This window comes from Paenibacillus lemnae (assembly GCF_012933385.1).
Classification (GTDB): domain Bacteria; phylum Bacillota; class Bacilli; order Paenibacillales; family Paenibacillaceae; genus Paenibacillus_AQ; species Paenibacillus_AQ lemnae.
Genome location: NZ_JABBPN010000030.1, coordinates 33092 through 60091, shown reverse-complemented (window position 1 = coordinate 60091; position 27000 = coordinate 33092). Strand labels below are relative to the sequence as shown.

29 protein-coding genes and 1 riboswitch are annotated in these 27000 nt (G+C 50.4%); of the genes, 21 read left to right on the top strand and 8 right to left on the bottom strand.

All coding sequences use genetic code 11. The annotated features are described in order from the left end of the window. Positions 1–791 precede the first annotated feature (791 nt). A complete protein-coding gene (locus HII30_RS20540) occupies positions 792–1691 on the bottom strand; it encodes a hypothetical protein (RefSeq protein WP_169506911.1) in 900 nt (299 codons plus the stop codon). Between the two features lie 247 nt (positions 1692–1938). On the opposite strand from HII30_RS20540, the gene HII30_RS20535 reads away from it, so the two are divergent. Together HII30_RS20535 and HII30_RS20530 are read left to right on the top strand one after the other, a co-directional pair. Beyond that, a complete protein-coding gene (locus HII30_RS20535) occupies positions 1939–2571 on the top strand; it encodes an NAD(P)-dependent oxidoreductase (RefSeq protein ID WP_169506910.1) in 633 nt (210 codons plus the stop codon). Positions 2572–2585: 14 nt separating this feature from the next. Then, complete coding sequence (locus HII30_RS20530) at positions 2586–4238, top strand: NAD(P)H-hydrate dehydratase (RefSeq protein WP_169506909.1); 1653 nt, start codon at positions 2586–2588, stop codon at positions 4236–4238. On the opposite strand, the gene HII30_RS20525 is transcribed toward HII30_RS20530, so the two are convergent. Continuing rightward, positions 4233–4688 (bottom strand): hypothetical protein, encoded by a 456-nt coding sequence (locus HII30_RS20525; RefSeq protein ID WP_169506908.1) that lies wholly within the window; start codon positions 4686–4688, stop codon positions 4233–4235. The genes HII30_RS20530 and HII30_RS20525 overlap by 6 nt on opposite strands. Positions 4689–5201: 513 nt before the next feature. Between HII30_RS20525 and ssuE the strand changes: the two genes are divergently transcribed. The 7 genes from ssuE to HII30_RS20490 all read left to right on the top strand — a co-directional run bounded on the left by ssuE (position 5202) and on the right by HII30_RS20490 (position 10291). Next, a complete protein-coding gene (gene ssuE, locus HII30_RS20520) occupies positions 5202–5753 on the top strand; it encodes an NADPH-dependent FMN reductase (protein WP_169506907.1) in 552 nt (183 codons plus the stop codon). Between the two features lie 31 nt (positions 5754–5784). After that, a complete protein-coding gene (locus HII30_RS20515; protein WP_169506906.1) occupies positions 5785–6375 on the top strand; it encodes a P-loop nucleotide/nucleoside kinase family protein in 591 nt (196 codons plus the stop codon). A 101-nt stretch (positions 6376–6476) separates the two neighbouring features. Beyond that, on the top strand, positions 6477–7226 hold the full coding sequence (locus tag HII30_RS20510) for an AAA family ATPase (RefSeq protein WP_169506905.1): 750 nt from the start codon (positions 6477–6479) through the stop codon (positions 7224–7226). A gap of 66 nt (positions 7227–7292) precedes the next feature. Then, positions 7293–7772, top strand: coding sequence for a hypothetical protein (locus HII30_RS20505; RefSeq protein ID WP_169506904.1), 480 nt, complete (start codon positions 7293–7295; stop codon positions 7770–7772). Then, positions 7765–8076 (top strand): helix-turn-helix domain-containing protein, encoded by a 312-nt coding sequence (locus HII30_RS20500; RefSeq protein ID WP_169506903.1) that lies wholly within the window; start codon positions 7765–7767, stop codon positions 8074–8076. The genes HII30_RS20505 and HII30_RS20500 overlap by 8 nt, the downstream gene beginning before the upstream one ends. Before the next feature lie 299 nt (positions 8077–8375). Continuing rightward, positions 8376–8834, top strand: coding sequence for a MarR family winged helix-turn-helix transcriptional regulator (locus tag HII30_RS20495; protein ID WP_246246789.1), 459 nt, complete (start codon positions 8376–8378; stop codon positions 8832–8834). Between the two features lie 38 nt (positions 8835–8872). Beyond that, complete coding sequence (locus HII30_RS20490) at positions 8873–10291, top strand: DHA2 family efflux MFS transporter permease subunit (RefSeq protein WP_169506902.1); 1419 nt, start codon at positions 8873–8875, stop codon at positions 10289–10291. Between the two features lie 83 nt (positions 10292–10374). On the opposite strand, the gene HII30_RS20485 is transcribed toward HII30_RS20490, so the two are convergent. Then, positions 10375–11406: a FecCD family ABC transporter permease gene (locus tag HII30_RS20485; protein WP_211184710.1), complete on the bottom strand. Its 1032-nt coding sequence runs from the start codon at positions 11404–11406 to the stop codon at positions 10375–10377. Then, positions 11406–12443: a FecCD family ABC transporter permease gene (locus HII30_RS20480; protein WP_169506901.1), complete on the bottom strand. Its 1038-nt coding sequence runs from the start codon at positions 12441–12443 to the stop codon at positions 11406–11408. Before HII30_RS20480 ends, HII30_RS20485 begins: the two co-directional genes overlap by 1 nt. Positions 12444–12614: 171 nt before the next feature. On the opposite strand from HII30_RS20480, the gene HII30_RS20475 reads away from it, so the two are divergent. The 6 genes from HII30_RS20475 (at position 12615) to HII30_RS20455 (ending at position 17508) form a co-directional block, all read left to right on the top strand. Further along, positions 12615–13607, top strand: coding sequence for an ABC transporter substrate-binding protein (locus HII30_RS20475; RefSeq protein ID WP_169506913.1), 993 nt, complete (start codon positions 12615–12617; stop codon positions 13605–13607). A 136-nt stretch (positions 13608–13743) separates the two neighbouring features. Beyond that, on the top strand, positions 13744–14640 hold the full coding sequence (locus HII30_RS20470; protein ID WP_169506900.1) for an AraC family transcriptional regulator: 897 nt from the start codon (positions 13744–13746) through the stop codon (positions 14638–14640). Positions 14641–14950: 310 nt separating this feature from the next. Next, entirely contained in the window at positions 14951–15865 is a 915-nt protein-coding gene (locus HII30_RS20465; protein ID WP_169506899.1) for a phosphotransferase, read from the top strand. A 123-nt stretch (positions 15866–15988) separates the two neighbouring features. Beyond that, positions 15989–16300 carry a class I SAM-dependent methyltransferase gene (locus HII30_RS21965; protein ID WP_343045137.1) on the top strand — a complete coding sequence of 104 codons (312 nt, stop codon included), beginning with the start codon at positions 15989–15991 and terminating at the stop codon, positions 16298–16300. Positions 16301–16446: 146 nt separating this feature from the next. Further along, positions 16447–16644 carry a hypothetical protein gene (locus HII30_RS21960; protein ID WP_343045136.1) on the top strand — a complete coding sequence of 66 codons (198 nt, stop codon included), beginning with the start codon at positions 16447–16449 and terminating at the stop codon, positions 16642–16644. Between the two features lie 54 nt (positions 16645–16698). After that, positions 16699–17508: a DUF817 domain-containing protein gene (locus tag HII30_RS20455; protein ID WP_169506898.1), complete on the top strand. Its 810-nt coding sequence runs from the start codon at positions 16699–16701 to the stop codon at positions 17506–17508. 90 nt (positions 17509–17598) lie between these two features. On the opposite strand, the gene HII30_RS20450 is transcribed toward HII30_RS20455, so the two are convergent. Both HII30_RS20450 and HII30_RS20445 read right to left on the bottom strand, forming a co-directional pair. Next, positions 17599–18630, bottom strand: coding sequence for a ribonucleotide-diphosphate reductase subunit beta (locus HII30_RS20450; protein ID WP_169506897.1), 1032 nt, complete (start codon positions 18628–18630; stop codon positions 17599–17601). Positions 18631–19123: 493 nt separating this feature from the next. Then, on the bottom strand, positions 19124–21457 hold the full coding sequence (locus tag HII30_RS20445; RefSeq protein WP_169506896.1) for a ribonucleoside-diphosphate reductase subunit alpha: 2334 nt from the start codon (positions 21455–21457) through the stop codon (positions 19124–19126). Positions 21458–21654: 197 nt separating this feature from the next. After that, positions 21655–21885, bottom strand: a riboswitch (cobalamin riboswitch). A 290-nt stretch (positions 21886–22175) separates the two neighbouring features. Here HII30_RS20445 and HII30_RS20440 point away from each other — a divergent pair. Both HII30_RS20440 and HII30_RS20435 read left to right on the top strand, forming a co-directional pair. Beyond that, positions 22176–22481: an MTH1187 family thiamine-binding protein gene (locus tag HII30_RS20440; RefSeq protein ID WP_169506895.1), complete on the top strand. Its 306-nt coding sequence runs from the start codon at positions 22176–22178 to the stop codon at positions 22479–22481. Next, positions 22478–22849, top strand: a complete 372-nt coding sequence (locus tag HII30_RS20435; protein WP_169506894.1) for a DUF3221 domain-containing protein — start codon at positions 22478–22480, stop codon at positions 22847–22849. Before HII30_RS20440 ends, HII30_RS20435 begins: the two co-directional genes overlap by 4 nt. An 84-nt stretch (positions 22850–22933) precedes the next feature. Here the strand turns inward: HII30_RS20435 and HII30_RS20430 are convergent, their stop codons facing one another. Beyond that, a complete protein-coding gene (locus HII30_RS20430; protein WP_169506893.1) occupies positions 22934–23524 on the bottom strand; it encodes a DUF4352 domain-containing protein in 591 nt (196 codons plus the stop codon). Between the two features lie 122 nt (positions 23525–23646). Between HII30_RS20430 and HII30_RS20425 the strand changes: the two genes are divergently transcribed. After that, on the top strand, positions 23647–24249 hold the full coding sequence (locus HII30_RS20425; protein ID WP_169506892.1) for a SurA N-terminal domain-containing protein: 603 nt from the start codon (positions 23647–23649) through the stop codon (positions 24247–24249). Between the two features lies 1 nt (position 24250). Here the strand turns inward: HII30_RS20425 and HII30_RS20420 are convergent, their stop codons facing one another. Then, positions 24251–25174 (bottom strand): helix-turn-helix transcriptional regulator, encoded by a 924-nt coding sequence (locus HII30_RS20420; protein ID WP_169506891.1) that lies wholly within the window; start codon positions 25172–25174, stop codon positions 24251–24253. Between the two features lie 103 nt (positions 25175–25277). Between HII30_RS20420 and HII30_RS20415 the strand changes: the two genes are divergently transcribed. From HII30_RS20415 to HII30_RS20405, 3 genes are all read left to right on the top strand, one after another. Next, entirely contained in the window at positions 25278–25742 is a 465-nt protein-coding gene (locus tag HII30_RS20415) for a VOC family protein (RefSeq protein WP_169506890.1), read from the top strand. 158 nt (positions 25743–25900) lie between these two features. Then, positions 25901–26170: a phage holin family protein gene (locus HII30_RS20410; RefSeq protein ID WP_211184709.1), complete on the top strand. Its 270-nt coding sequence runs from the start codon at positions 25901–25903 to the stop codon at positions 26168–26170. Beyond that, entirely contained in the window at positions 26167–26919 is a 753-nt protein-coding gene (locus HII30_RS20405) for an N-acetylmuramoyl-L-alanine amidase (protein WP_169506888.1), read from the top strand. The genes HII30_RS20410 and HII30_RS20405 overlap by 4 nt, the downstream gene beginning before the upstream one ends. Positions 26920–27000: the final 81 nt, after the last annotated feature.

The window sequence follows — 27000 nt, the reverse complement described above, 5'->3', positions numbered from 1 at the left end:
CATTTTTAAAATGAAGCCACCGGATCCGCTTTGATCCGAGTGAATCCTGCTGTCTTTACGTCGAAATTAAAATTATGCAAAATGCTCATATTATATAATTCCCTGATTTCATGTTCGTAGGTAGTAAGAAAATCTCCATTTAAATCTTTAATATTATTAAGGTAAACCATACCTTTAGATTTGGTCCTAAACTTGGATCTCATCACGCTCTCATCTTTTATAATTTCTCCAGTAAGCATATTGAAATAGACACTGTCCATGAAATCCGGTTCAATTCGTATGGATTTTAATCCAAGTAAAACTTTTCTTCCGGCATCAGTCAGGGAGATTAGCTTCCCCTAACAAGATCTATACTATTGCTATTGTAAATAATAAACGTGGATTATATGAATATGATGTGAAAACTAAAAAGTTTACCCCGATATTTACCCCAGAAGATGGTTTTATTAATAACATCCAAGTTGTAAAAGGATCATAAGTGTTGTTTAGTAACCCTTTCGCTTCCGACAAGGAAGGGGAAGGGGATATTTTTTTGTTTAGAATGCGTGCTCCATTACTCGGCGGAGCTTGTTTTACCCGAAATGGCCGAGATGCTTGGTGTGACTCTCGGCATGCTAAAGTCCCGGATCCAACGGATTTTGACTCTTTAATAAATTTAAAAACGCAAGCCGCTCCCCTTCTTGTGTGGATCTAAACAATTCCACGATAGCGGAGATGCGGCTTGTTTGCTGTAATTCTGGACTAAAGTCTGTCAAGGACACGTTGTGGTGAAGAACCAAACCTTACTGTGACTACTCTTTCTCTACTAGAGCCTTGTACGCTTTGTAATCATGAATCGCGAAGCCTGAAAATGAGCTGTGTAAAGCGGCCTTTTTGTTCAAAAGCTGCAGCTGTTCGTCCATGTAGGGAGCATCTTCTTCATAGAAGGTAATGAATGCCCCTTCGTTGCTGGACTTCGTTTCTACGGCGATCCAGGCTTTTTTGCCCAGCTCGTCCGCTTCTTTAAGCTCTACTGCAGCAGCGCTGTAGATCTTGTCAGCCTGATCCCGGTAAGCCATGATTGCTACGCCATCCATTTGAGTCAACATCCAGCGGCTCATGGACATGGAACCGTCCGGCAGCTGGTATTGATATATCCAAAATGGGATGTCAGCCGTAATTGGCAGGTTCAGAGCACGGGCACCTTCTGCCAGGTAGCGTGTGTTGTCCTGCCACTGACGGATCAGATCAGCCTGGTTTGTTTTCCATTGTGCAAGCCCGTGCGGCTCAACATCTACATGGATTCCGGTAAACCGCTCTTCTGGCGCAGCAGCGTCTTGATACTCTTTTGTCCAGGTCAGAAAGGCATCAAGACGGTGGCGTTCGGATTTCAGGGACCAGGAGGGGGCACCTCCAAGTACATGAATTTCGATATTTTGCTTGCCAGCTGCTTTAATAAAGCTTTTATAGTACTCTGGACGCACATCACGGTTCATCTGAAGATAAATGGTATCCAGTCCGGTTTGTTCCGCAAACGCCAGGATCGAGGCAGGATTTTCTTTAATGAAAGGGGTATCCCACAACCATACAGCCTTCATATTGCTATTGGTGCCCAGGGATTGCGGCTTAGGCGGATATGAAAAGCCGCTAAGGAGCAGCAAACTGCAGGATAGCAGGAACAGCATTTTGAAAGAGGTGCGAACTTTTTTCATGATACATTAACTCCATTTCTATGTAGTTTGATGGGCTGAGAGACTGGAGACTTATTTTTCAGCATAATACGACATAAAGACAGGGTATTTCAGGCCTTTTGTTTCATAAAAACGCATGCACATCTAGTATCGGCAGATCAGATTGAAATGTGAAGACCTAATGTGAAGACCTATTGATCTTTTTTGTTTTGGGTAATGATAGAAGAGAGAAATTCACCCTACGGACATGGAAAGGAGCAGGATGACGATGAGAGTAGCTATTGTTGGAGCAGCAGGTACGATTGGAAAAAGTATTACAGAGGAGGCACTACGCAGAGGGCATGCTGTCACCGCGGTGGTCCGGCATCCCGAGAAGCTGGAGGCGTTCCGGGACAAGGTGAGTATTGTGAAAGCAAGCGCGGTGGATCCGGACTCCATCACTGAAGCTGTGAAGGGAAGCGATGCGGTCATCAGTGCGTATGGCCCACGGTTCGGGGAAGAAGAGGAACTGCTGGAAACGGCCCGGGTGCTGCTGGAAGCCGTCCGGCGCAGCGGTGTAAAGCGTCTTTTGATTGTCGGCGGAGCGGGCAGCCTCATTACAGACAGCGGTGAAGCGCTGATGGACACGCCGGAGTTTCCGGCAGAAATCAAGAGCCTGGCGATGGCCCATGCGGATGCTTATGGGATTTATCAGGAGTCGGATGTAGACTGGACGTATTTGAGTCCGGCAGCGATCATAGAGCCGGGGCGGCGGACGGGGCAGTTCCGGATCGGAACGGATCGCCTGGTTGTAGACGAAACCGGGTCCAGCCATATTTCTGTAGAGGATTATGCAGTGGCCATGCTGGATGAGCTGGATGATCCCCAATTCACCCGTGCGAGGTTCACGGTGGGATATTAAGGAGTGAGCAGCACATGTATATTGTAAACACAGAACAGATGCGGGCGCTGGACCTTCATACGATCGAACATATCGGGATTCCGGCGTTTGCCCTCATGGAAAATGCCGGAAAGGCCATTGCGGAGGAGGTGCTGTCCCTGTGCCGGGAGGCAGGACAGCACCGCAGCGGTGCAGCGACAGCTGTCGCTGCACCCGGTGGGGGCGAGGCGCCCTTCGCCTCGCATGGCATTGCGGCAGATGCCTCGCTGCATCTGCCAAACCCGTCCGCGCAGCACTGGCTGGTGCTCGCGGGCAAGGGCAGCAACGGCGGCGACGGTGCCGCTGCCGCCAGGCATCTGTGTGAAGCGGGGCTCCGCGTCACGCTGCTGTACGCGGCGGCCGGACCGGCAGAGCTGTCCGGCGCCGCCGCCCTTCAGCAGGATGCCGCCGCGAAGCTTGGCATCCCGCAGAAGTTCCACGGCCGGGATGAGGCCGTGGAGCTGCGCGCGTACACGGGAATCGTGGACGCGCTGCTGGGCACGGGCGCGAGCGGCGCGCCCCGCGGCGCATACGCCGCGCTCATTCAGGCCGCGAATGACAGCGGCCTGCCGATCGTGTCCGCGGATATTCCCAGCGGACTGGACGCCGACACCGGCGCACGGCACGAGCCGTGTGTGCGCGCGTCGGTGACGGTGTGCCTCGCGTTCCTGAAGCGAGGCCTCGTGCAGTACCCCGGCGCGGAAGCTGCCGGCCGGGTGGTGGTGCGCTCCATCGGCATTCCCTCGTCGCTCTGCAGACAGCACGGCGTGAACACATTTCTGCTCACGCCGGACGTGCTGCGCGGGGAGCTTCAGTGTGACCCGAAGCGTCCCCGCTCCCCGGAAGGGCACAAAGGAACGTACGGTCATGTGCTGACTGCGGCCGGCAGCCGCACGATGAGCGGAGCTGGTCTACTGTGCTCACGTGCGGCCCTTCGTGCAGGCAGCGGCCTGGTCACCTGGGCGCTGCCGGAAGAATTGCTGCTGCCCATGTCAGGTGCAGCGCCTGAACTGATGCTGACACCGGTGGAGGCATCGGGCCGCAGCCGGGGGGTCTGGAGTGAAGCTTCCGCGGACAAGCTGATCCAGCTGCTGGAGAGCCGGGATGTCCTGGCCGCAGGTCCGGGAATCGGGCGCTTTGATGGAGACAGCGCCTGGGTCCGCCGCCTGTGGGAGTCCAGCAGCGTCCCCCTGGTGCTGGATGCCGATGCCCTGAACGCACTCGCGGATGCACCGGATACCGGGAAGTGGGTGCCGCGCCAGCACGACACTGTACTCACCCCGCACCCGGGGGAGATGGCTCGTCTTGCAGGCATATCCACGGCCGAGGTGCAGCGGGACCGGATCGGAACGGCTGTCGGTTATGCACTGCGCAACCGGGTGACGCTCGTCCTGAAAGGTTCAAGAACCGTCATCGCCTGTCCGGACGGACGAGCCTTTGTTAATGTAACGGGACATCCCGGCATGGCGACCGGCGGCACCGGCGATGTGCTGACAGGCATCATTGCGGGCCTGCTGGCACAGGGCTTGTCCGGACCGCAGGCCGCGGCGCTTGGTGTCCGTCTGCACGGCCTGGCGGGAGAAAGAGCCGCCCAGGCGCGCGGCCACTTCTCCTCCGTCACCGCCGGTGATGTAATCGAAGCGCTATAGCAGGCAGAAGAGCGGTACGAATAGTGCAAGGCATATCATCATCAGGGAATGGTGGAACAAGACTCTTCTGCTCCACCAGAACACCATCAGCATCAGAATGCCTGCGGCTCCCCGTACCCATACCGTATCGGTGCTTCCCCCTGTAAGCAGCGCAAAGCACAAAAAACCTGCTGCACCATACAGCGCAGCCTGCTTCATACGGCCCACCCGCGGGAAACATGAAACCACCGCATCTGCAGCTAACGATGCGCTTAGACCATAGCCGTAAATCCAGTGTTCCATCGGAATGGACACACCCAGTATCTTTCCGGACTGCCCGGCCGCCTGCGGCCAGAGCCATGAAAGTATCGTCAGCAGCAGCACAGCCATACCTGCACCAGCCAGCTTGTTCCAGGCATAAAACCCTGTATCCATCCGGCTGTTATTATAACGATTTTTTTCGGAATCCATCGGCGGCTTCCTCCTGCATCCTTCGATCTCTGTCAGCACCGGACTGACCTGCACGAATCTGCATCACTCCGGTCCTCCAGTTTATGCTGTATATCTATGCTGAAGACCGCCGGAACGTGCCGCCGCTGCGTATAAGCCGTAATTGTGTGAGAAGATAAATCTTTCATGTTCTCAATCATTCATGACCTCAATCATTTATGTGGTTGATATCCGCCATATAGTGAATCCTTCATTCTATAAACAGTCTGATCCTGTTAACAGGTCAACCCCTTACCTGTTCAGGAAGTGAATTGAATATCACAAACCGCCGCATTGACAAAGCGCAGGGCCGATTGATAACATAAATCAGAACCAACACGACCGGACAACCGGAGGACTTTGCAGCATCTTGTAAAGTCCTTTTTTCTGAATATGAGGCTGTGCATCTGTGCATCAAGAGCTTCAGTCATGAGAAAAGGATACGGCACACAGCAGCCCTGCGTGCAGACATACCAAACTACAGGAGTGATGAGCATGAAAAAAGCCGTTATTATTAACGGGAGTCCAACGGCAGGTTCCAGATTGACCGCAATTATGGAACAAGCGGAGCAGCAGCTGACAGCGAAGGGGTACGAGGTAAGCCGGGTCGACGTGGCCCAGCTGCCAGCAGAGGATCTGATCTTGGCTAGATTTGAGAGCGAGCATGTCATCAAGGCAAATGGCCTGGTGGCTGAAGCCGATGCGGTGATTATCGCAAGTCCCGTGTACAAGGCTTCTTTCACAGGTGTGCTGAAGACATTTCTGGATTTGATCCCGCAAAAAGGGCTCGCCGGCAAGGTCATTTTGCCCCTCTTCATCGGAGGCAGCCTGGCCCACTTGTTATCCATTGATTACTCGCTCAAGCCGGTACTTTCTTCCATGGGAGCGCGGTTTATTCTGGGCGGTGTCTACGCGGTGGATGCACAGGTGGCACGTACAGAGGAGGGCGGCTTCGAAATTGCAGAGATTCTGCAGGAGCGGCTTGATATCGCATTGGAGGAGCTGGCTGTGGAAACAGAACAGCGTATCGCCCACAAAGCAGAGTAATACAGCACAATAGAACATGAGGAGGTACGGCATGCAAAAGCTGGTCTTTTTTGTCGGTGTCGCCGGCACAGGCAAAACAACTGTAGCGAAGAAGCTCGCTGTCCGCATTCCGGCCGCTTTTCTGGACCGGGATACGGTCGGAGGACGTTTTGTCGAGAAATTTCTGGAGTCTAAAGGAATGGATCCGAACGATCGGGATTCTTCCTTTTACAAGGAGCATCTTCGGGATCTGGAATATGACACCACGAAGGATATTTGTATCGAAAATCTGAGCGCAGGCCAAAATGTGTTCATGATTTCCCCGTTCACCGCAGAGCTGAAAAACCGCGAGTGGATCGAAGAGGTCATCTCGGCCTCTGGTCGCAGTAAAGATGAAGTGGATGTTAAGGTTATCGTGGTAGCTCTGAAGGATATGGATTTGCAGAAAGAGCGCATTGTGGACCGGAAGACGGAGCGGGATCAATGGAAGCTGGAACACTGGGACGATTTTAAAAAACGGGTGGACTTTGTGCCTGAAGTCAATTGGGATATTCCGCCGGGATCCATCCATGTGTTTGACAACAGCGGGACGCTCACCGATGAAAAAGTGGAGAGGCTGTACCGTTTTATTCAAGGGGAATAAGTGGAACAAAGGGAATAAAGAACAGCCACACATCAGCGGTATTTCTCGGCAGTATGCTGGAAATGCCGCTTTTTTATTATCATATGGAAGGAGAGATCAGCATGAGTTATGGCATGACCAGAGCCTATCTTCGGAGTGTGCAGCTAATGAAAGACCAGGTGCCTTCTTTCGAGCGGTATCCTTTTAACCTTCCTGCGGTGTCTGCGATGGATTATCTGGAGTTTCATCCTCGAGTCACCTATATCGTAGGTGAGAACGGGATGGGAAAATCGACGGTACTGGAGGCTATTGCGGCAGCGCTTGGATTTAATCCGGAAGGCGGTACGCTCAATTTTTCATTTGCAACGGAAGAAACCCATTCGGAGCTCCACCGGTATATTCGGACAGTGCGGGGCGTGCGCAGGCCAAAGGACGGATTTTTCTTCCGTGCGGAAAGCTATTACAATGTAGCGTCTGAGGTGGATGCCCTGGAAAGAGAGCGGCCGGGCCTGTACGATTCCTATGGCGGGAAGTCCCTGCACCAGCAGTCACATGGAGAGTCATTTTTCGCGACCTTCCTTCACCGGTTCAGGGGACGCGGACTATACATTATGGACGAGCCGGAAGCGGCACTCTCGCCCTATCGCCAGATGGCGCTGCTTGCACGGATTCACGATCTGGTGAAGGAGGACTCTCAATTTCTGATCTCTACGCATTCTCCTATTCTTATGGCCTACCCGGATGCGGTGATTTATAAACTGACAGAACACGGGATGGAACCGTGCACGCTGGAGGAGACCGATCATTATATGATCACCAAAGAGTTCATCAACCATCGTGAAGTCATGTTGAATGAGCTGTTTAAGGATTAAACAAGAGAGGAGGCAAAAGGTATAAGCTGTAATTTATAATTTACATTTTATATCTTATACGGTATAATGAGAACAATAATTGAATTTCTGCCTGATGAATCAGGAGATGAACAAGCCCTTAGTCTAATCCATGATATTCGGTCTAAGATTGACAGTGATGAGGATATGAAGCAGCTTTTCATTTTCATTATGCGAGGTTTAGAATTCTTAGAGGGTCACGGCTTAGGAGCCTTGAATGAGTACTTTATTGATGAGACTGAAGATGGATTTCCATACACGATCCGCCTTGTAAAAGAACTTCGGAATCATGTTCCTCTGTTGGAGTTTCGAGTCAATTGGAAAAATGCCGGTGCCTTCCGGTGTGTCTTTTTTGAACATCGGGTAGGGGATTTGCAGGTATTACTAATGATTAAAGCAGTATTGAAACAGGCGACATATTCTCCGGAATTTGAGAAGATCGCTTTAGAATCAGAAAGCATTTATAAGGACTTTGTTAAGAACCCAGAGAAATACATTAACTTTCAAGGAGTTGATCAGTATGAGTAAAAAACTGGGGCAAAGTTTTAAGGAATTGAAGATGTCTGCCAGAGAAATTCCCGAAGCGCGGGAATATCTCGATAGTTTCTCCGTTGTGGTGGGGAACCTGGTTTTTGCACGGCGTAGAGCTTTGAAGTTATCTCAAGCGGAATTGGCTAAGCTGGCTGGCACGACACAAGCTAAAATATCTAACATTGAGGCTGCTAAACAAAATGTAACTATTGATACGCTGAACGGCGTGTTTTCGGTACTTGGATTAACTCAGTTGATCCCTGTATTTAATGATGAACAAGCGGCAACGCATTCTTACTAAAAAAGGCTGTCCCGAAAGATCAAAAAATCTTTGGGACAGCTTTTTCTATGATCAAAAATGAGTACTCCGTTTGAGAAGTATTCAAAACTACTACAGTGAATCGAATTACTTTTAACCGCTTGCAGAAGAGGAAATGGAGAATGTAATCGCAAAATGTATACTTTATCCGGGAAATGGTGTATAATTAAACGTTGTATCAACAGAAGAGGATCTCAAAATCAGTTAATTACTGTTTATTTAGTTAGAAAATATGAACTATATAGCGCGCGAACAACTGATTAGAAAAGGGAGTGACAAGGTTGCAGAACCCCCAGAACCCCAAGGATATCAATCCCGATCAGCTGATGGATGTGTATCGGGATTTATCGGATGCCTTGACCAAGCACCGGGTCGTATCTTTTTTGCAGCATTTAAAAAAACATGATCTCACACTGAACCAATATTCGATTCTTAGCTGGATTGACCAGCAGGGTCCCGCTCTTCCGGTTCAGCTGGCAGAACATCTGGAGCTGAAAGCCGCGAGCATTACTTATCTGGTGGATGCGCTGGAACAGAAGGGGCTGGTGTACCGCAAACCGAACCCTCGGGACGGTCGAAGTCACTACGTGGATCATACGGAAGCGGGACATGCACTTGTGCTGGATAAGCGAAACGAAGGCGACGACAGAATTATGAGCATCTTTCGCGCTATGGATGACGAGGAGCTGGATATGCTGTACGTCATGATGAAGCTGCTGCGGCGGAAGCTGTTCCGCTAGGACAACATGGATTTTTAGACAGGAGGGCATTTTAGCTTATGGAAGCATCGAAATCATCATCTTCTTTTTGGCTGATCATGTCAGCCATTTTTATCGGTAATTTTCTGGCCGTACTTAGTATTACGACAATTAATGTTACATTTCCGGTCGTCATGGACACGTTCGGCTCCAATCTCAGTACTGTACAGTGGCTGATGGCCGGGTATTTGCTGGCTACAGGCATTGTGGCTCCGATTGTGGGATATATGGGGGACCAGCTGAGCTATAAAAGGCTGCTGATCATCTCGCTGATAGGCTTTATGCTGTTTTCGGCACTCTGTGCGGCAGCCTGGAGCATCTATTCCTTGATTACGTTCCGCATCATTCAGGGGATTTTCGGCGGGATGATCATTCCGATCACGATGACGATCATTTACCAGGTATTTGAGCGTGAGAGGCAGGCTTATGCGATGGGGCTGTGGAGTTTAGCATCCATGCTGGCACCAGTGATCGGACCGACGCTGGGCGGCTGGATGGTACAGTATCTCGGATGGAAATCCATCTTTCTTCTGAACCTGCCGATTGGCGTATTGTCAGTCTGGATTGTAGGGAAATGCATTCCTTATTATAAGGTTGGAGAGAAAAAATCCTTTGATACTCCCGGCTTTCTGTCTGTAGTCTTCAGCAGCACACTGCTGCTCATTGCTTTTAGCCATGGCGGGGAATGGGGATGGGGCTCACTGAAGACAATGTCCCTGATGTTCATCGGTCTGCTGCTGCTCGCTTTTTTCATCCGGTGGGAGCTGAAGACCGAATCGCCGCTGCTGCAGCTGAAGGTATTCCGGTTCAAAAGATTCCGGTACAGCTTGATTCTGAACTGTATCGTAACGGTTTCGATGTACACGGGAACGCTGCTCGTGCCGCTGTATTTGCAGACGGTCCTCAATCTGTCGCCGATGGATACCGGATTGATTATGTTGCCCGGTGCGATCGCGATGGCTGCCGCGGCCCCGATCGTCGGACGTTTCTATCATGCGGCGGGGCCGTTTAAGCTCGTATTGTCCGGTATTTTCATTATTGTCGTGGCAACAGCGTTATTCAGCCGCATCGGTACAGGGACTTCGGTGCTGATCATTGCTCTGCTGCAGCTGGTCCGCTGTGTCGGTATTGCGCTGTGCAGTATGCCATTGACCAATGCGGGTATGAGCGCGGTGTCCCGTGAGTATTCCGGTCATGCTTCTTCGATCACGAACTGGGCAAGGCAGGGACTCGCCTCGTTGTCCATTGCGGTCTTCAGCGCCCTGATCGTTGCCCGCTCTGCCTACTATAAAGGAGAGGGCATCAGCAGCCGGCCGCTTGCGACGACGATGGGGATCGACGATGTCTTTCTCATCGGTACACTCATTGCTGTGGCCGCGCTTCCGCTGACATTTCTGCTCAACCGGAAGGAGCAGTCCCCTGTGGATATAGCAGCCTGAAGTTAAAAACCTCAAGTAGACGCTAAAAAGACACCTCGCGGTTGATCCATCAAACCGCGGGTGTCTTTTTTGTCATGCTAAAATTATAATTTCCGAAGCAGCAGATAAATAAAATACGGCGCACCCAGAATAGAAACAACGATGCCGACCGGCAGCTCCATCGGCGCCATGACGACACGGCCCAAGGTGTCCGCAGACAGCAGCAGCAGTCCGCCCAGCACAGCGGAGAAGGGAAGGGCTCTGGCGTGTCCGGAGCCGACCAGACGTCTGGCGATATGGGGGGCGATGAGCCCCAGGAAGGTGATTCCGCCGCCCACAGCAACGCAGGCACCAGCCAGAGCGACGGCAATGATCAGGAGCAGCCGGCGCTCTTTTTCAATCGGCACGCCTACCCCTGCTGCAATGGGATCACCCAGACGCAGTACATCCAGCACTCTTGATTTATAGACAGCCCAGGGAATCAGGATCAGGATCCAGGGAAGCAGCGACCAGACAAAGGTCCAGTTGGTGCCCCAGATGGTCCCCGACAGCCAGATGACGGCTTTCATAAAGTCCATGGGCTCCATTTTCATCTGAAATATAATCAGCCCGGCTCCAAAAGCGGCATTGACGCCAATACCCGACAGCAGCAGCCGAACAGGTGTTACTCTTCCCCCGCTCCAGGACAGCGTATAAATGAGCAAAGCGGCGGCAAAAGCGCCCAGTAAAGCCACAAAGGGCATAATCACAACCGACAGCCAGCCGGTAAACACCACACTGCCCTGGATAAAAAACATATACAGCACAACGGTAAATCCTGCTCCCGAGTTAATCCCCAGGATGCCGGGATCGGCGAGCGGATTTTGGGAAATGCCCTGCAGAATGGCGCCGGATACCGCAATACCCATGCCGACGAGAACGGCCATAACGATCCGGGGCAGACGGAACTGGAAAATGGTCAGCTGGTTTTCAGCTGTGCCGTTTCCGGTCAAGGTGGACATGACATCTCCCAATGGGATATGGATTTGGCCGGCATTGATGCCCAGCAGCATCACTACGATGATCAGAAGAGACGCTGCTGCTATGTATATTTGAAATCTTTTGTTATGAAGCGCTGTACGGTTTGATGTCTGCATCATAATTCTCTCCCTTCCTTGCGTGCGAGATAAAGAAAGAAGGGTACGCCGATGATGGCCGTGACTGCACCTACCGGTGTTTCAAACGGAGCATTCAGCATCCGGCCGATGATATCGGATATGAGCAGCAAAATACCGCCCAGCACCGCTGAACACGGAATGATCCAACGGTAGTCTACGCCTACAAGAAATCTTGTGATGTGAGGAATAACCAGTCCGATAAACCCGATGACCCCGGCGATAGACACCGCGGCACCCGTCAGGAGCAGCACGGCGAGCGTGCCTGCGAGCTTGACGAGCGTAATATTTTGACCCAGGCCTTTGGCGGTTTCCTCCCCCAGACTCAAGATAGAAATTGAGCGCGACAGCAGCATGGACAGCAACAGACCGCAAGCGATAAAAGGCAGTGCAAAGTAGACGTGCTGCGGCTGGACACTGGAGACACTGCCGGCGAACCAATAGCTGATGTCCTTCGATATATTGAAACGGAGTCCAATTGCAGTGGACAAGGAGCTCAGCAGGGCTGTGATAGCAGATCCCGCCAGAGCGAGCTTAACCGGGGTTGCGCCACCTCTGGAGAGTGCAGTTAATCCGAACACCAGAGCAGCTCCCAGACCGGCACCAGCCAGCGAGTAAGCCATGAGCCCCAGGTAGGTTACAGCAGGTGCAGCGGCAAGGGCGATCGCGATAAAAAAAGAGGCCCCGGAAGTCACACCGAGAATCGAAGGATCACCCAGCGGGTTTCGGGTCATTCCCTGCATGATCGCGCCTGATACGGCCAAGGCGGCTCCGATGCAGATCGCTGCCAAGGCGCGCGGCAGCCGCAGTTCACGGATAATGATATGCGAACTGTTCTCCGCATCATAATCGAAGAGGGCCTCCCACACATCCCGGTACGTCAGGTCGGCGGCGCCGAATCGAATGGAGATCATGACAGCGATCATCAAGCCGCCGAGTCCGGCTAATAATATGAGCAGACGCAGGAATGGATTTCGCTCACGGCGGGGACCGCGGTTCTCTAGCTTGGAAGAATTCATGTAAGATACTCTTTTCTATGTAAAGTTTCTGAAAAAATAATATTTGACAACAACTCTATTATATATTTTAATCTAATTGAAATCAATTATCATTATCACTAGATAGACGATATGTATTTTGAAAGAATATAGGGGGAATTTCACGTGTATAAAGGATTCAAAGCGAAAAAAATGGTACAGCTTCTGACGACAGGTCTGCTGGCCTTATCTTTAGCGGCATGCGGCAGCCAGGAAGACGATCCGAAGCAGGCGGCACCGGCGCCAGCACCAGCAGAACAGACGCCTGCGGCAGAGCAGCCAGCAGAACAGAATAGTGCAGAAGAAGGGGGGACCCGTACAGTTACGGATGCAATGGGACATGAAGTGAAGGTTCCGGCTAATCCCGAGCGGGTCATTGCTTCCTACTTGGAGGATCACCTCGTAGCACTAGGAATCAAGCCAGCCGCACAGTGGAGCACCAGCAAAGGGAGCGTACAGGATTACCTTCAAGGTGACCTGGAAGGCGTGCCGACCGTTCCGTATGATCTTCCATTTGAAGCCGTTCAAGCGCTGAATCCCGACCTCATCCTGATGGATTCTGCTTCGACGGTAGAGGGCGGAAAGTATGACCAGTATAATCAGATTGCACCAACATATGTTGTCAGCAAAGACGTAAACATCGATTGGCGTGAGGAACTGAACAAGATCGCCGAGGTTTTCGGCAAAGAGGATAAAGCTAAGGAAGTCCTGGACAGCTACGACGCCAAAGCGGCAGAGGCGAAAGCCTCCATTGAGCAGGCGGCAGGCAATCCGTCGGCGGCTGCAGTATGGCTGGTGGGCGGTAAGTTCTTCGTCGTCAGTGAGAATGTCTCCAGCGGCGGCGTAATGTATAAAGATCTCGGCTTGAAGGTGCCTGCGGTCGTGAAAGAAATCTCTGCGAGCGCAACAGGAAATTGGAGCGAGATTTCACTAGAGAAGCTCGTACAGCTCGATGCGGAGCAGCTGTTCGTGATTAACAGCGATGGTGCAGACTCGGATGTGCTGAGCGGAGCGCTCTGGAAGAGCATCCCGGCAGTAAAAGCCGGCAATGTCTATGAATTCTCCAAGAGCGAAAGCTGGCTCTACACCGGTCCAATCGCGAACAGCCAGATCATCGACCATATCGTGGCAAGCCTGGTGAAGTAAACATAACGCATTTCAAGCCTTGGGGCAGCCGCCCCAGGGCTTTTTGAATAGATGAAGAACACAACTTTATTGTGCACAAATCATTGCGACTGACTGTTTTGAGGCATCTATACTTGCATAGAAGGGAGGGAGAAAGATGGAATGGCTTGCGAACATGAACCGCGCCTTGGATTATATTGAAATGAACCTGTCCGGAAACATTGAACTGAGTGAGGTCGCCCGTCATGCGTGCTGTTCGTCACATCAGTTCCAGAGGATGTTTTCATTCATTACCAATGTGCCGCTTGCTGAATATATACGCCGAAGGCGCCTTACACTGGCGGCTATTGATTTGCAGAATCACGGGGCCAAAGTTATTGATGCAGCCCTTAAATACGGCTATGAGTCCCCGGTTTCCTTTGGACGGGCATTTCAGCAGCTTCATGGCGTCACTCCGTCAGCGGCTCGCATAGAAGGTACTGCATTAAAAGCCTATCCCCGGCTCTCCTTCCTGATTTCGATCAAAGGAGCGGAAGCGATGAATTATCGGATGGAGACGAAGGAAGCATTCCAGGTATTCGGATTGGAACGGGAATTTCAAATAGACGGAGGCGGTGAGATGCCGCAAACCCCGGCACAATGGTGGCAGCATTGCCACGAAAACGGAGCAATAGAACAGCTGGCTGCACGGGCTGGGGGACTTCCTTCCTTTGTGAGTCAGGATTTGCATAAGGTTCATGCCCTGTGCAGCTATAAGCACACGGGAGGGGATACCTTTCCTTATATGTTATGCGCGTTTCGGAATGAGTCCAGTGCAGTAGAAGGGTACTCAGTCATATCGATTCCTACGCTCACGTGGGTGGTGTTCACCTCGGAGCTGTTTACATGGGATGCCTTCGACAATATTATAGAGACGATGTACCGTCGGTTTTATGGGGAGTGGCTGCCGACAGCAGGCTATGAGCCAGTTGACAGCATGGAATTCGAAATTTATGGCAGCCGGGACGGACTTCAGTATGTTGAACTATGGTTTGCCGTACGCAAGGCACAGTAAACGTAACGAAACGCATCTTGCAGGAATTGAAGCAGGATAGGCCGAAATCAGAGTGGTGAAGATGACTGGGCTTAAAGAACGTAACCTGCTGTCTCTTTGGAGGCGGCAGGTTTTTTGTTTTGGCTATGTTAAACTTTGTTTTTGATATTCGATAATTATGAACGAGAGTTCTATAACAAGGGTAAAAGTGTGCTGTAAGAACATGCACTGGAGAGGTTAAACGTCAACGTTACCGTTGTAAGTCCTGTCGCCAAACATTCAATGACCTTACGAACACTTTGGCTTTAAGGAACGAGGAGGCAGACAATTCATGGGAGGAACAAATGTATGGGATGCGGAGTGGGAGGTTAACGAAGAGCAGGCGCGGACGCTGATCGGCAGACAATTCCCTCAGCTGTCATCGAAGCAAGTAAAGCCATTGGGCTGGGGTTGGGACAATACGGTTTTTCTCATCGGTGACGAGTACGTGTTCCGGTTTCCAAGAAGAACGATTGCCGTTGGCTCAATTCGTATGGAAGGGAAGCTGCTGCCGAAGCTGGAGGCATATATGACCATTCCCTATCCGAAACCGTTGTTTTATGGCGAAGCAAGTGACGAATACCCGGCGCCATTTCTTGGCTATGCCTACGTGTCAGGAGATTTCCCAATCGGTTTGACGGAAGAACGCCGGGCTTTATCGGCAGAGACGCTCGCGAAATTTTTGCGGAGATTGCATGAGTTTCCAGTGCAGGCGGCGCTGAAGTGCGGAGTTCAGCAAGATCATCGAAACTTGACGGACATAGCAGCGCGCAAAGTAAAATTGGAGGGCTTTCTATCTAAGGTGGTTGAACACTTATCGCCGGAGGAGTCTGGTGCGATCGAAGCGTATATTAACAGGCTGCAAAAGGACCGTGTCGAGGCGGTGAATGCACTGCTGCATGGCGATCTTCATTTCAAAAATATGCTTGTGAATGAGAACGGGATCGTTTCCGGCATCATTGATTGGGGAGATCTGAGCGTAGGCCATCCGGCTTGCGATTTGAGCGTTGCTTATAGCTTTTTACCACCTTACGCTCGCGGCGTGTTTTTCGAAACGTACGGAGGAGCGGACGAGGAAACGAAGCTGCTGGCGCGGCTGATCGCGGTATACATCCCCATACTGATCTTAATGCAAGCGGTCGATGACGGGAATGAAGCGATTGCGGTAGAGGCGAAATCCAACATCATGCGGGCACTGTCGGATTAGGCTCATTATTTCGTTGCGGCTATGGGGCTAGCTTGCGGTTTTCTTATGGTCAAATATCAACATTAGAATTTAACATAGTCTTTATTTTAATTCCTCATAACTTATTAAAAGGCAGGTGTAAATATGGAGAGTGTAATTCAGTATTACTCCCAGTTTGATGAGTGGGGCCGGCTGGACCGTGAACCACTGGAATTCATGATTAATCTGCATTACATCAAATCGTATCTGACAGGCACTCAAAAGGTGCTCGATAATGGTGCCGGACCAGGCAAATATGCGATGGAGCTGGCCAGGCTTGGGCATCGTGTCACGCTGTCGGATCTAACGCCTGCCCTTGTAGAAACCGCAAAGCAAAAGGCTGCAGAATTCGGATTGACACATCAATTTGATGGGTTTCATGTCATGAATGCTGTCCGGTTGGATCAGCTGCCTTAACCTCGCTTCAACATCCGCAGTTCTGGAAGCCGAATGACAACCTTGAAGCCATACAGAAGTTCAGGGAAACTGGATCTTTTAATCATAGTGACAAGGGGCGGTTTACAGGAGCCTATTATTTTGAGGTAGATGAGATTAAACCGTTTATGGAGAACCATGGCTTCAAAACATTGGATTTGATCGGATCTTCCAGTGTCATGTCCTTGCTGTCTTCGGAACAGGAGCAGTATTGGGCGGAGCAGGGGAAGAAAGATGAATGGCTGCGTTTTCTAATCTCTTTGGCAAATGACCCGTCCATTCTTGGAACATCCTCTCATCTGCTTTATATTGGAAGAAGGACGTAAAGAAAGACGTCTGATCATAATGATTGAGGCAAGCGTTTTGCCATAGGAGGAACCATGTCATTTATTCGCAAGCTGTGGACATTCGGAATGCAGCAGGCGCTGTCCTGTATTTTTCCGGTCATCATTTTTGCAGCTTTAGGGCTGACCAAAATCGTGGACATCCCCGGGCTGCCCCGATATGATCTGATACTTCTCATTTGCCTGCTGGCGCAGGGTGGTATGCTGGTGAGTAAACTGGAAACCTGGGATGAGCTGAAGGTCATCTGCGTGTTTCACGTCATTGGACTCATGCTGGAGCTTTACAAAGTACATATGGGTTCATGGTCATATCCGGAAGAAGCGTACAGCAAAATCGGTGGTGTGCCGCTGTACAGCGGCTTTATGTATGCCAGTGTGGCCAGCTATATCTGTCAGGCCTGGCGAAGGTTTGACCTGCGCCTGACCGGCTGGCCGCCAGCCGTGTTGACCGTGCTGCTGAGCGCGGCGATCTACGGCAACTTTTTTACACATCATTATGTGTGGGATTTTCGCTGGGTGCTTACAGCTCTGCTGTTCCTGGTCTTTTGGCGCACCGTTGTCTTCTTTCAGGTGTCAAGGGATACGTACCGGATGCCGCTGTCCTTGTCTTTTATTCTGATCGGGTTCTTCATTTGGGTGGCTGAGAATATTTCCACCTTTCTGGGGGCCTGGACCTATCCGGGGCAGGAGCGGACCTGGAGCCTGGTGCACATCGGCAAAATCAGCTCATGGTTCCTGCTCGTCGTCATCAGTGTCATCATCGTGGCACAGCTGAAGCATGTAAAGCAGGGGCTGGGACATGGAGCTGGAGGGAACAAGACAAACAACCCATCCAGTAAACTGTGAGTGGTGATCCAGTACTTCCAGAACCTAAGAAAAACCGTTCTGCCCGAGGGAAGGGCGGAACGGTTTTTTTGATAATAGATATAAGGACACTTACAGATCGTCAAACCCGTTGTCGTCCCCGACCTTGCCGTAGTTCCGGGATTTGGCTTCGAAGAAATCCGTCTTCGTGGCATTCAAGGCCTCGTCAGAGAACGGCTTGATCCACGGCATGCAGTTGACGTCTACACCTTCATAAGCCTTGTCCAGCCCCATCATCGACAGGCGGCGGTTGGCAATGTATTTGATGTAATCTGCCAGCTCATTCAGATCAATGCCTTTCACGTTGCTGAGCGTATAGTGCGCCCAATTCGTTTCCAGCTCCACGGCGCGGTTCACGGTACGGTAGATGTAGTCCTGGTTCTCTTTGGTGTCCAGCTCTGGGAAGTCCTTCAGCAGCTGCTTGAACACTTCGGCAAAGAAGTAGCAATGCTGATTCTCGTCACGCTGGATGTAGGAGATCATCTGGCTGGTGGACATCATCTTCTGGTCACGCGCCAGGTTGTAGAAGAATGCAAATGTGCTGTAGAAGAAGATCCCTTCCAGAATCAAATCCGCAACCATCGCTTCAAAAAAAGTCTGCGGCGACGGGTTGTCACGGAACGATTGATAGATGTCGGCAATAAACCGGTTGCGGTCCAGCAGCACCGGATCATGCTTCCAGTACTCGAAAATTTCCTTCTGTTCCTGATCGGATACGATGGAAGACAGCACGTAAGAATATGATTGGTTATGCACCACTTCTTGCTGCCCGATAATAGCCGAAATGGCCTCCAGCGAGGAGTCCGTGAAATACTTTTTCACATCCCCCACAAACATGGTTTGCATGGAATCCAGAACCGCGAGCAGCGAAATGTTGATTTTAAAGGTGCGCTGTTCTTCCGGATCCAGCCGTGGAAACTGCTGCGCGTCCTTGGACATTGGAATCTCATCCGCGATCCAGTGGTTCAGGAGCAGTACCTTGTACAGCTTGTACATATGCGGCATGCGAATATCGTTCCAGTTCAAAATGCCGGAGCATTCTCCTTCGATGATACGGGTCGAGCGGTTTGGCGCTTCCGTGTTAAAAATCTTTTGCATTTGCATGCTCATTTTCTCTCCTTGCAATCTATATTAGGGGATGGATGTCTATTCTCCAGCCACTCTTGTTCATCCTATGGGGAACGGATATCTATTCTCCAGCCGCTCTTGTCCACCCTTTGGGGGAACGGATATCTACTCTCCAGCCACTCTTGTCCACCCTTTGCCGGATTGTATATTAAGAGGTTGCAAAGGGTTCCCAAAGGCGTCTTCCGACTAGATATCCTTATCCTACGCAGCTTTTTTTCTAGCTTATTCAAACGATGCCTTTTGTGACAATCTGTTTTCTCTGATAACGCGTTTTTGCTTCGCATCGGGCTGCACAAACATCAAGCGTGCCCGAAGGGAGAAAAGCGATCCCAGCACTCAAGCCCCGTACCTCAGCCAAACTTCCGCCCTGCGCGGGTTGAAGTTCCGGGTGTCTAGAGGGCAGCGCCCTCGGGGCCCTCCCTTTGGAAAGGGAGGGTTTGGGAGGGATTCGAAAAGGTTAGGGATTCGGTTAACTTGCACATGACTCGCATTCTTCAATCGTCAGGGCCCGGCTGCGTACATAATACGTGGACTTGATGCCGGCTTTCCAGGCGTGCAGGTGCAGCTCCAGGAATTCCGATGCCCGGATATCGGGACGCACGTACAGGTTGAAGCTTTGAGCCTGGTCGACGTGACGCTGGCGGGCGGCGGCCATTTTGATGGACCAGTTCTGATCAATCAGGAATGCCGTCTTGTAGTACCAGATCGTCTTCTCGGACAGATCCGGAGCCGGGTTGGCGATTTTGTAAGTCGTTTTCTCTTCATAAGACAGCAGCTCATACAGCGGATCGATGCTGGCGGTTGAGCCGGCAATGATCGAGGTGGAGCCGTTTGGCGCGATGGCGAAGAGCCATGCATTCCGGACACCGTTCTGCTGAACTTCCTGCTGCAGCTCACGCCACTGACTGGTCGTCACATACTTGCCTTCATGCTCGCCGTCGGTGTACCCGCGGAAGGTGAAATACTCGCCGCTTTCCCAGTCGGAGCCCTTGAATTTCGGATAATGACCTTTTTCCTTCGCCAGCTCCATACTGGATTTCACCAGCAGGTAGTTGATGCGCTCATACAGGTTGTCGTTATAGGCTACGGCCTCATCCGACTCCCAGCGAATGCCTTCCAGGGCGAGCAGGTGATGCAGTCCGAATGTGCCGAGACCGACAGCGCGGTACTGGCTGTTCGTGTACTGTGCCTGCAGCACTTCAATATTGTTAATGTCGATGACATTGTCCAGCATACGTACCTGAATCGGTACAAGGCGCTCCAGCACGCCGGCAGGAACTGCACGGGCCAGGTGGATAGAGTTCAGGTTGCAGACCACAAAATCACCAGGGATTTTGGAGATCACGATCCGGGTTTGACCGTCTTTGGTCACCAGTTCTTCCTGTTCCACTACGGTTTGAGACTGGTTCTGCATAATCTCTGTGCACAGGTTGGACGAGTAGACCATGCCGTGTGCGGAGTTCGGGTTCGCCCGGTTTACGGTGTCACGGTAGAACATGTACGGTGTACCGGTTTCCAGCTGGGATTTCATAATCCGCTTCATGATGTCAATCGCTTGAACCGTGATGCGCGGCAGCAGCGGGTGAGCTACGGCTTCGGCATATTTGTCACGGAACTGGCCTTCGCCCAGCTTCTCATCATAGAAATCTTCAAGGCCCAGCGGACGTCCGTCCTCACTCTTCCAGCCCATCACTTTCTTCACTTCATGCGGGCAGAAGAGGCTCCACTCATCGCGTGCTTCAACAGCTTCCATGAACAGATCCGGCAGACATACGCCGTGGAACACGTCATGGGCTCTCATGCGCTCATCCCCGTTGTTCAGCTTCAGGTCAAGGAACGCGAGAATGTCTTTATGGAACACGTCCAGGTAAACGGCAACCGCACCTTTACGTGTGCCCAGCTGATCGACGCTGACCGCCGTGTTGTTCAGCTGGCGGATCCAAGGGATGACGCCGGAGCTGGTATTCTTATGACCGCGGATATCGGAGCCGCGTGCCCGGACTTTGCCGAGGTACACGCCGATCCCGCCGCCCATTTTGCTCAGACGTGCTACGTCAGTGTTGGAGTCGAATATGCCCTCCAGCGAGTCGTCGACCGTATCGATAAAGCAGCTGGACAGCTGTCCGGCCACTTTTTTACCGGCATTGGACATGGTTGGGGTAGCTGCGGTCATATATAGATTGCTCATCGCCCAGTATGCTTCTTTTACGAGATCCAGGCGTTTTTCTTCAGGTTCGTTATGCATAAGGTACATGGCAATCACCATGTAGCGCTCCTGCGGCAGCTCCATGACGCGTCCATCGAAATCAGTAGCGAGGTAGCGCTCTGCCAGTGTCAGCAGGCCAATGTAGTCAAACAGCAGGTCACGCGTATAGTCAATCGTATCGGCAAGCTCCTCGATCTGAGCTTTACTGTAGCTGGTCAGAAGTTCTTCGCGGTAGATGCCTTTTTGCACAAGCTCGGTGATGAGCGGATACAGCGCACCGTAAGGCTCTTCAGGATAAGCTTTGTAGCGGCGGTGAGTCGCCGCTTTTTTATAGAGAGACGTCAGGAGGGAGCGGGCTGCTGCGAATTTCCAGTTCGGCTCTTCCTTAGTGACCAGTTCCAGGGCAGACATGGTGAACGCGCTGCTGATCTCCTCACCGGAGACCTGCTCTCCGCGCAGTTTGGATTGTACGCCGCGCAGAAGCCTTTCTTTATCGAGCATGTCCAGTTCTTTCAGAATACGGTCGGCATAGACGGAGAGACGGATTTCATCAAAAGCCAGCTGACGGTTATTGGGTTTTACTACGAGTTGAGGCATAAATAATTCCCTACCTTCCTGAGGAAAATTAAAAAAAACATGAAAAAAACATTTTCGGCGTACCTCCCGGGGAAGGGACGAAAATGTTACTGTGCGCTGTGAGTGAAACATGCCTTGGATCACATCCGGCTATTAGCCGAAAGGATCTGCTTATGTACAGACGCCATTCGTAAACACTTCCTATATCCCCGTAGGATTGGTGTATGGTCATACAGGCAGGTCTCCTGACTTGGGCACATCGCCGGCGCCTTCCCAAAGACATATAGATTTAAGTCTTCAGTGGCATAAAGCCGGGATGGGGAGAAATCGCGAAATCTCTCGCCTATAGCCCTTTACAGTGGCGGGACCGTGATGGATTTGCACCATGCTTCCCTATTAAGTCTGATGATCATCAGGATCATCAAGACACCTGTATACACTATATTTGGTTAGTAATAATTAATTTAACCCAATATGTTGTATCTGTAAACGAGAATCTGAAAAAAAGGCACAAAATGAATTATAGCAAATGAGCAGACAATCTGCCAATGTGGAAACTCACAAAAGAGAGTGGGATTCCTCACATTCTGCCGAAATGCGTCACTTTATTAGGAGATTCACCTTATATGAGAGATTGCTATTTTGGCGAAGAAGAGGGAGAGGTTTGGGGATGTTTTGAGATCGTGGCAGGAACTGTTAAAATATAGCTATCTTCGTTAAAACAAGGGAGGCACATATCATGGCGATTGCCGAAATCACAGTCATTCCGATCGGTACGGGAACCACAAGTCTCAGCAGCTATGTGGCAGAGATGCAGAGGGTGCTGGAGCAGCAGGAGGGCATCTCCTACGAACTGACCTCCATGAGCACCATTATCGAAGGAGAGCTCACTCCGCTATGGCGGGCGATTGCAGCTCTGCACGAAGCACCTTTTCTGTCAGGAGCCAAGCGAGTATCCACATCTGTCAAAATCGACGACCGCCGCGATAAAGCAGGATCCAGCAAACAGAAGCTGCAGTCGGTGCAGGAGAAGCTTGGAGGATGATCGCTACGCCGAAGCTGAAATGGATTCTTGCGGCACTGCTGCTCATCTCCTTGCTTGGATGCAGTCAGCCCGCTGATGAGGCGGGGGATTATATCATCGAAAAGAATGAAATGGATTTCAACGGCAGCCAGAAATCTGCGATAACGGTTGTGAAGGACATCACCCGGTCAGAGGCTAATACAGGCACCTTTTCAGAGTTCAGTCGTGATGATGAGAAGGAGATTATAATTTATTTTATAGAAGATGCCGAGCTGTATGAAGATCTTGAGGTTGGTGAGAAAGTAACGGTGGTTACCACCTATGTCATGCTTTCCAGACCATCTTTAGCAACCGCAGAAGAAGTGGTCCGGCATGACGTACAGGGATAGAGGAAGCATTGTGCACACAAAAAAACACCCCTTAAATGGACATATGCTGAAACCCAGCCAGTCTATTTCAAGGGGCGTTATGTACTATTTCGGTTCTACTTCCCAAACGGCGGGCTGACCGTCGATCGACATCATGCTCTCATAATGAAGTTCCCATGTCCCTTCTTGCTGGGGAACATCAAAGTACAGCGCACCTTTGGTTTTTTTACCGGCTGGAATGTCTGAGGACAAAGCCTCCTCATCACCGGGCAGTGCAGCGTTCAGTTCAAAGCCGTCTTTATCAAACAGCTTGAAATTCATCGCATCTACAAAAGCACTTTCCGCTGTCGTATTGTCTACGATCACATTGATTTTTACAGCATGGTCCTCCTGCAGCGGGTCGTATTCATTAATACGGCCCTCAAACGTGTTGATATCAACCACGGTAATTTTCACACCATCCACGTTCAGCGTGTCACCCGTTTTGGCGGCTGTTACCACCTCTTTAGGTGTATCCTCAGTCGTGTCTTCTGACGCTTTGTCGGCCGATACAACGGTTGGCTCCTCAGCTCCGCTGTCCATGTTATCTTGTACTTCCGGGCTGGCCTCTTCCTTGACCACCGTCTGCTCTGAACATGCGGATAACATCAGCACAGTCAATATCGCTGCGAATCCTAACTTCAAACCTTTTTTCAACGTAATCCCCCTCAAAACAAAGTAGAAACATACTATCAAAAATAGCAATATTTTACTACTTCCTTTATAATCCAAGGTATATCGTGGTAATAAGAGCAGGCGGCAAATAGGAGGAGTGGCCAATGAGGATAAACAAAAAAATAGTGATTGCAGTCATTGTTGCGATAGGAGCTCTTACTGTAGGAATGATATCGACGAACACCAAAATGAACAATAACGCTGTGAAGGAAGTATTGGTTCAAGTAGGTTCAAGTGAAATTACAAACAGTCAATTTTTGAACTATAAAGAACAAAACAGTATTACACCTTCAACGCTGACGGACTCAGAGATTCTGAAACATATGGTTAGGGAAGAATTGTTTTTACAATTAGCACAGCGAGAAGGTGTTTCCGCAACATTAGAAGAGGGAAGACAGGAAGCCAAAAAATACAGAGAAATATTAAGTCAGCAGCCTAAAGAAGTACAGGACACTCATAAAAAATTAATGAAAGCAGATGGAGTTACAGAGGAAGAACACTGGGAGAAGCTTGCTCCGCCTCGCTACCAAAATGTGCTGTCCAAGCAAAATTTAGCGGATAAGCTATTGAAAGAAGCGGCCTCTGCCCAGCAAAATGCGGATGACTTTGATGCCGTGTTGTATTTAAAACAGTTTAAAGAAGACTTGCTAAAAGCAGCAATATCAGACGGCAAGGTTACGGCTGTGGGAGATATATCAATCTATTAAGTCACTGTAAGTCGCTCCTATAATTCTCGACCATTTGATTCAAGTAGACCCGAAATGCTTCCACATAGCTTTTCGGGTCTACGATTTTCAGATTTGTGCCGAATCTCGCTATAAATTGGAATCCGTGACTGTTCTGCGGCACATGGATTGTGGCTAGTAAATAATCAGGGCTGTAGTCTTCAATGCTCTTTCGTCCATATCTTTCAATGAAATGATCTTTGATGCCCGGAAAAATCAAGGCCTTGACGGTCACCAGATCTGGCTGATAACCTGCGTGCTGTGCTTGCTGCAATACATCATCACGTGGGGTAAATGTTTGTTCATTCATGGTAAGGTCGTCGATCCGGGATAGTTTAAACGTTCGATACCCCATACGCGCTAAACAGAAGCCTTTCAAATACCAGCTCATCTCGCTGAAATGAAGCTGATATGGCTCGACTGTTCTTTTTGTCGCCGTATCCTCTTTATCTATGTAATGAAATGAGATCAATTTCCTCTTTAATATAGCCTCTTGGCAAGTCTTCAAGGTTTGACGAATCTCAGACCGGCCCTCCCAATCATAAAAAGATAATTGAATGGAACTTTTCGGAGCCAATGGACTTACCATGGCTTCTATTTTTTTGATCGTCACCCCGATTTCTTCAGGAACCAGAAGCTGTTCCAGCCCGCCAAGCGCAGTCAGGATGTTCTCCAGATCAGAGCTGCTTAACAGACGCTTATCGACCTTGTATTCTTCCATAATCCCATAACCGCCATGAACCCCGGTGATCGCATAGATCGGAATGTTGGATAAACTCAAGGTTTCCATATCACGGAGAATCGTTCTCTTGGATACATGAAACATTTGCGCAAATTCATTTGCCGAAACCATGTCCTTTTTCAGTAATATCATAATGATACATATCAATCGCTCTATCTTATTCATGTCATTTTCCTCTTTTATTTATTTTCAGTTATGAAATGACGACAATAAGATGTCACCGTTTATTTATTATACTTCATTTATAACACGAAGGAGGTTAGGTTTTATGTCAGCGATTGCCTATTTAAATTTTGATGGACATGCAGAACAAGTGATTGGATTTTATTCGGAGGCTTTACGTGCAGCAGATGTGAAAAAAGTGAGATTTGGGGATATTCCGCAGGATCCTACCTATCCACTTCCAGATAATGAGCTGAATATGATCATGGAGTCTTCCATTGCATTCGCAGGCGGAAAAATCATGATGTCGGACATTTTGCCTTCCATGAAGTCGGTAACCGGCGAGCTCGTGCAGGGAAATAATGTATGGATCAGTCTGGTCATGGATGATAAGGAACGATTGGGAGCATATTTTCAGGCTTTGTCTGAGGGCGGTCATGTGATCATGCCATTAAGTAATACGCCATGGTCATCCTGCTTTGGAATGCTGGTCGATAAGTTTGGGATCAGCTGGAAATTCAATAGCGATGCAGAACAGTTTCTTGATAACGTCCTATCGAGCAAACCGTAGCTTGAATTTGGAAGGCGCAGACTCCACAACAGGAGGATGCGCCTGTTTGCGTTATCCGTGGATTCCGCGAATCCTCTCAAGCTTTGTCCTGCAACCGCACAACCGTCTGCAAGATGTGTCGAATAGAATAGTACATGCAGCAGCAAGGGGGGAGAGAAATGGGGTGGACTGTAATCTATGAAATGATTGATCCGCGGCTGCTTATGGTCGTATCTGCTTGCTGGGTCATCGGCTACATCTTGAAGAATACACCGAAGGTACCGGACTGGAGCATTGTATATATCATTATCGCGGTTGCGATCGGCTTAACGTCGTGGATGCTGGGTTGGAATGTAGGCTCGGTCATCCAGGGTATTCTGGCAGGTGCATTTTCGGTATTAGGTCATCAGGCTGTCAAGCAGGCTGGAAAGAGAGGGGACGATTCATGAAAAAAGTATGGATTGACGCGGGCCACGGAGGAAAGGATCCTGGAGCGGCCGGAAACGGACTGCAGGAGAAGGATGTTGTGCTTACACTTGCACTCGGAATTAAAACAAAATTGGAAGCCGAATACCAGGACGTACAGGTGCTGCTCTCCCGGTCTACGGACGTGTTTCTGGAGCTGCCGCAGCGCACAGCTGCAGCCAACCGGGCCGGAGCTGACATTCTGGTATCCGTGCACTGTAACGCAGGAGGCGGAGCAGGAGGCTTTGAATCCTTTCGGTTCACCAATCCCCGGGCAGAGTCGGTTACGCTCCAGAACCACCTGCACACAGAAATCATGGCGGCCCTGCGGCCGTTTGGGGTGACGGATCGGGGACAAAAGGCGGCCAACCTGCATATGGTCCGGGAAAGTGCCATGCCGGCAGTACTGACGGAAAATCTGTTTGTTGACGTATCTTCCGATGCAGTGCGGCTGAAGCGGCCAGAAGTGATTGCGGCGCTGATCCAGGGACATGCAGCCGGAATAGGTAAGCATCTGGGCTTGCAGCCCAAGAAGGTAGATCCTCCGGCCGGACAGCCGGGGCGTGATATCAATGTGGTCAGTCCCTGGGCAGCATCAGCTTGGGATGAAGCCGTAGCGAATGGCCTGTTTGACGGCAGCCGGCCGGGTGCTCCCTTGACCCGGGAGGAGGCGGCTATCGTCTTTAATCGGCTGCGGAATCAAATGATTGCTTTAATGAAGAAGCAGACCTGATCATGGAGTAGAGAACTGGAAAAAACCGGCATGCCGGCTATGATCCGTTGACACGGGACATAGACAGCATGCCGGTTTTGA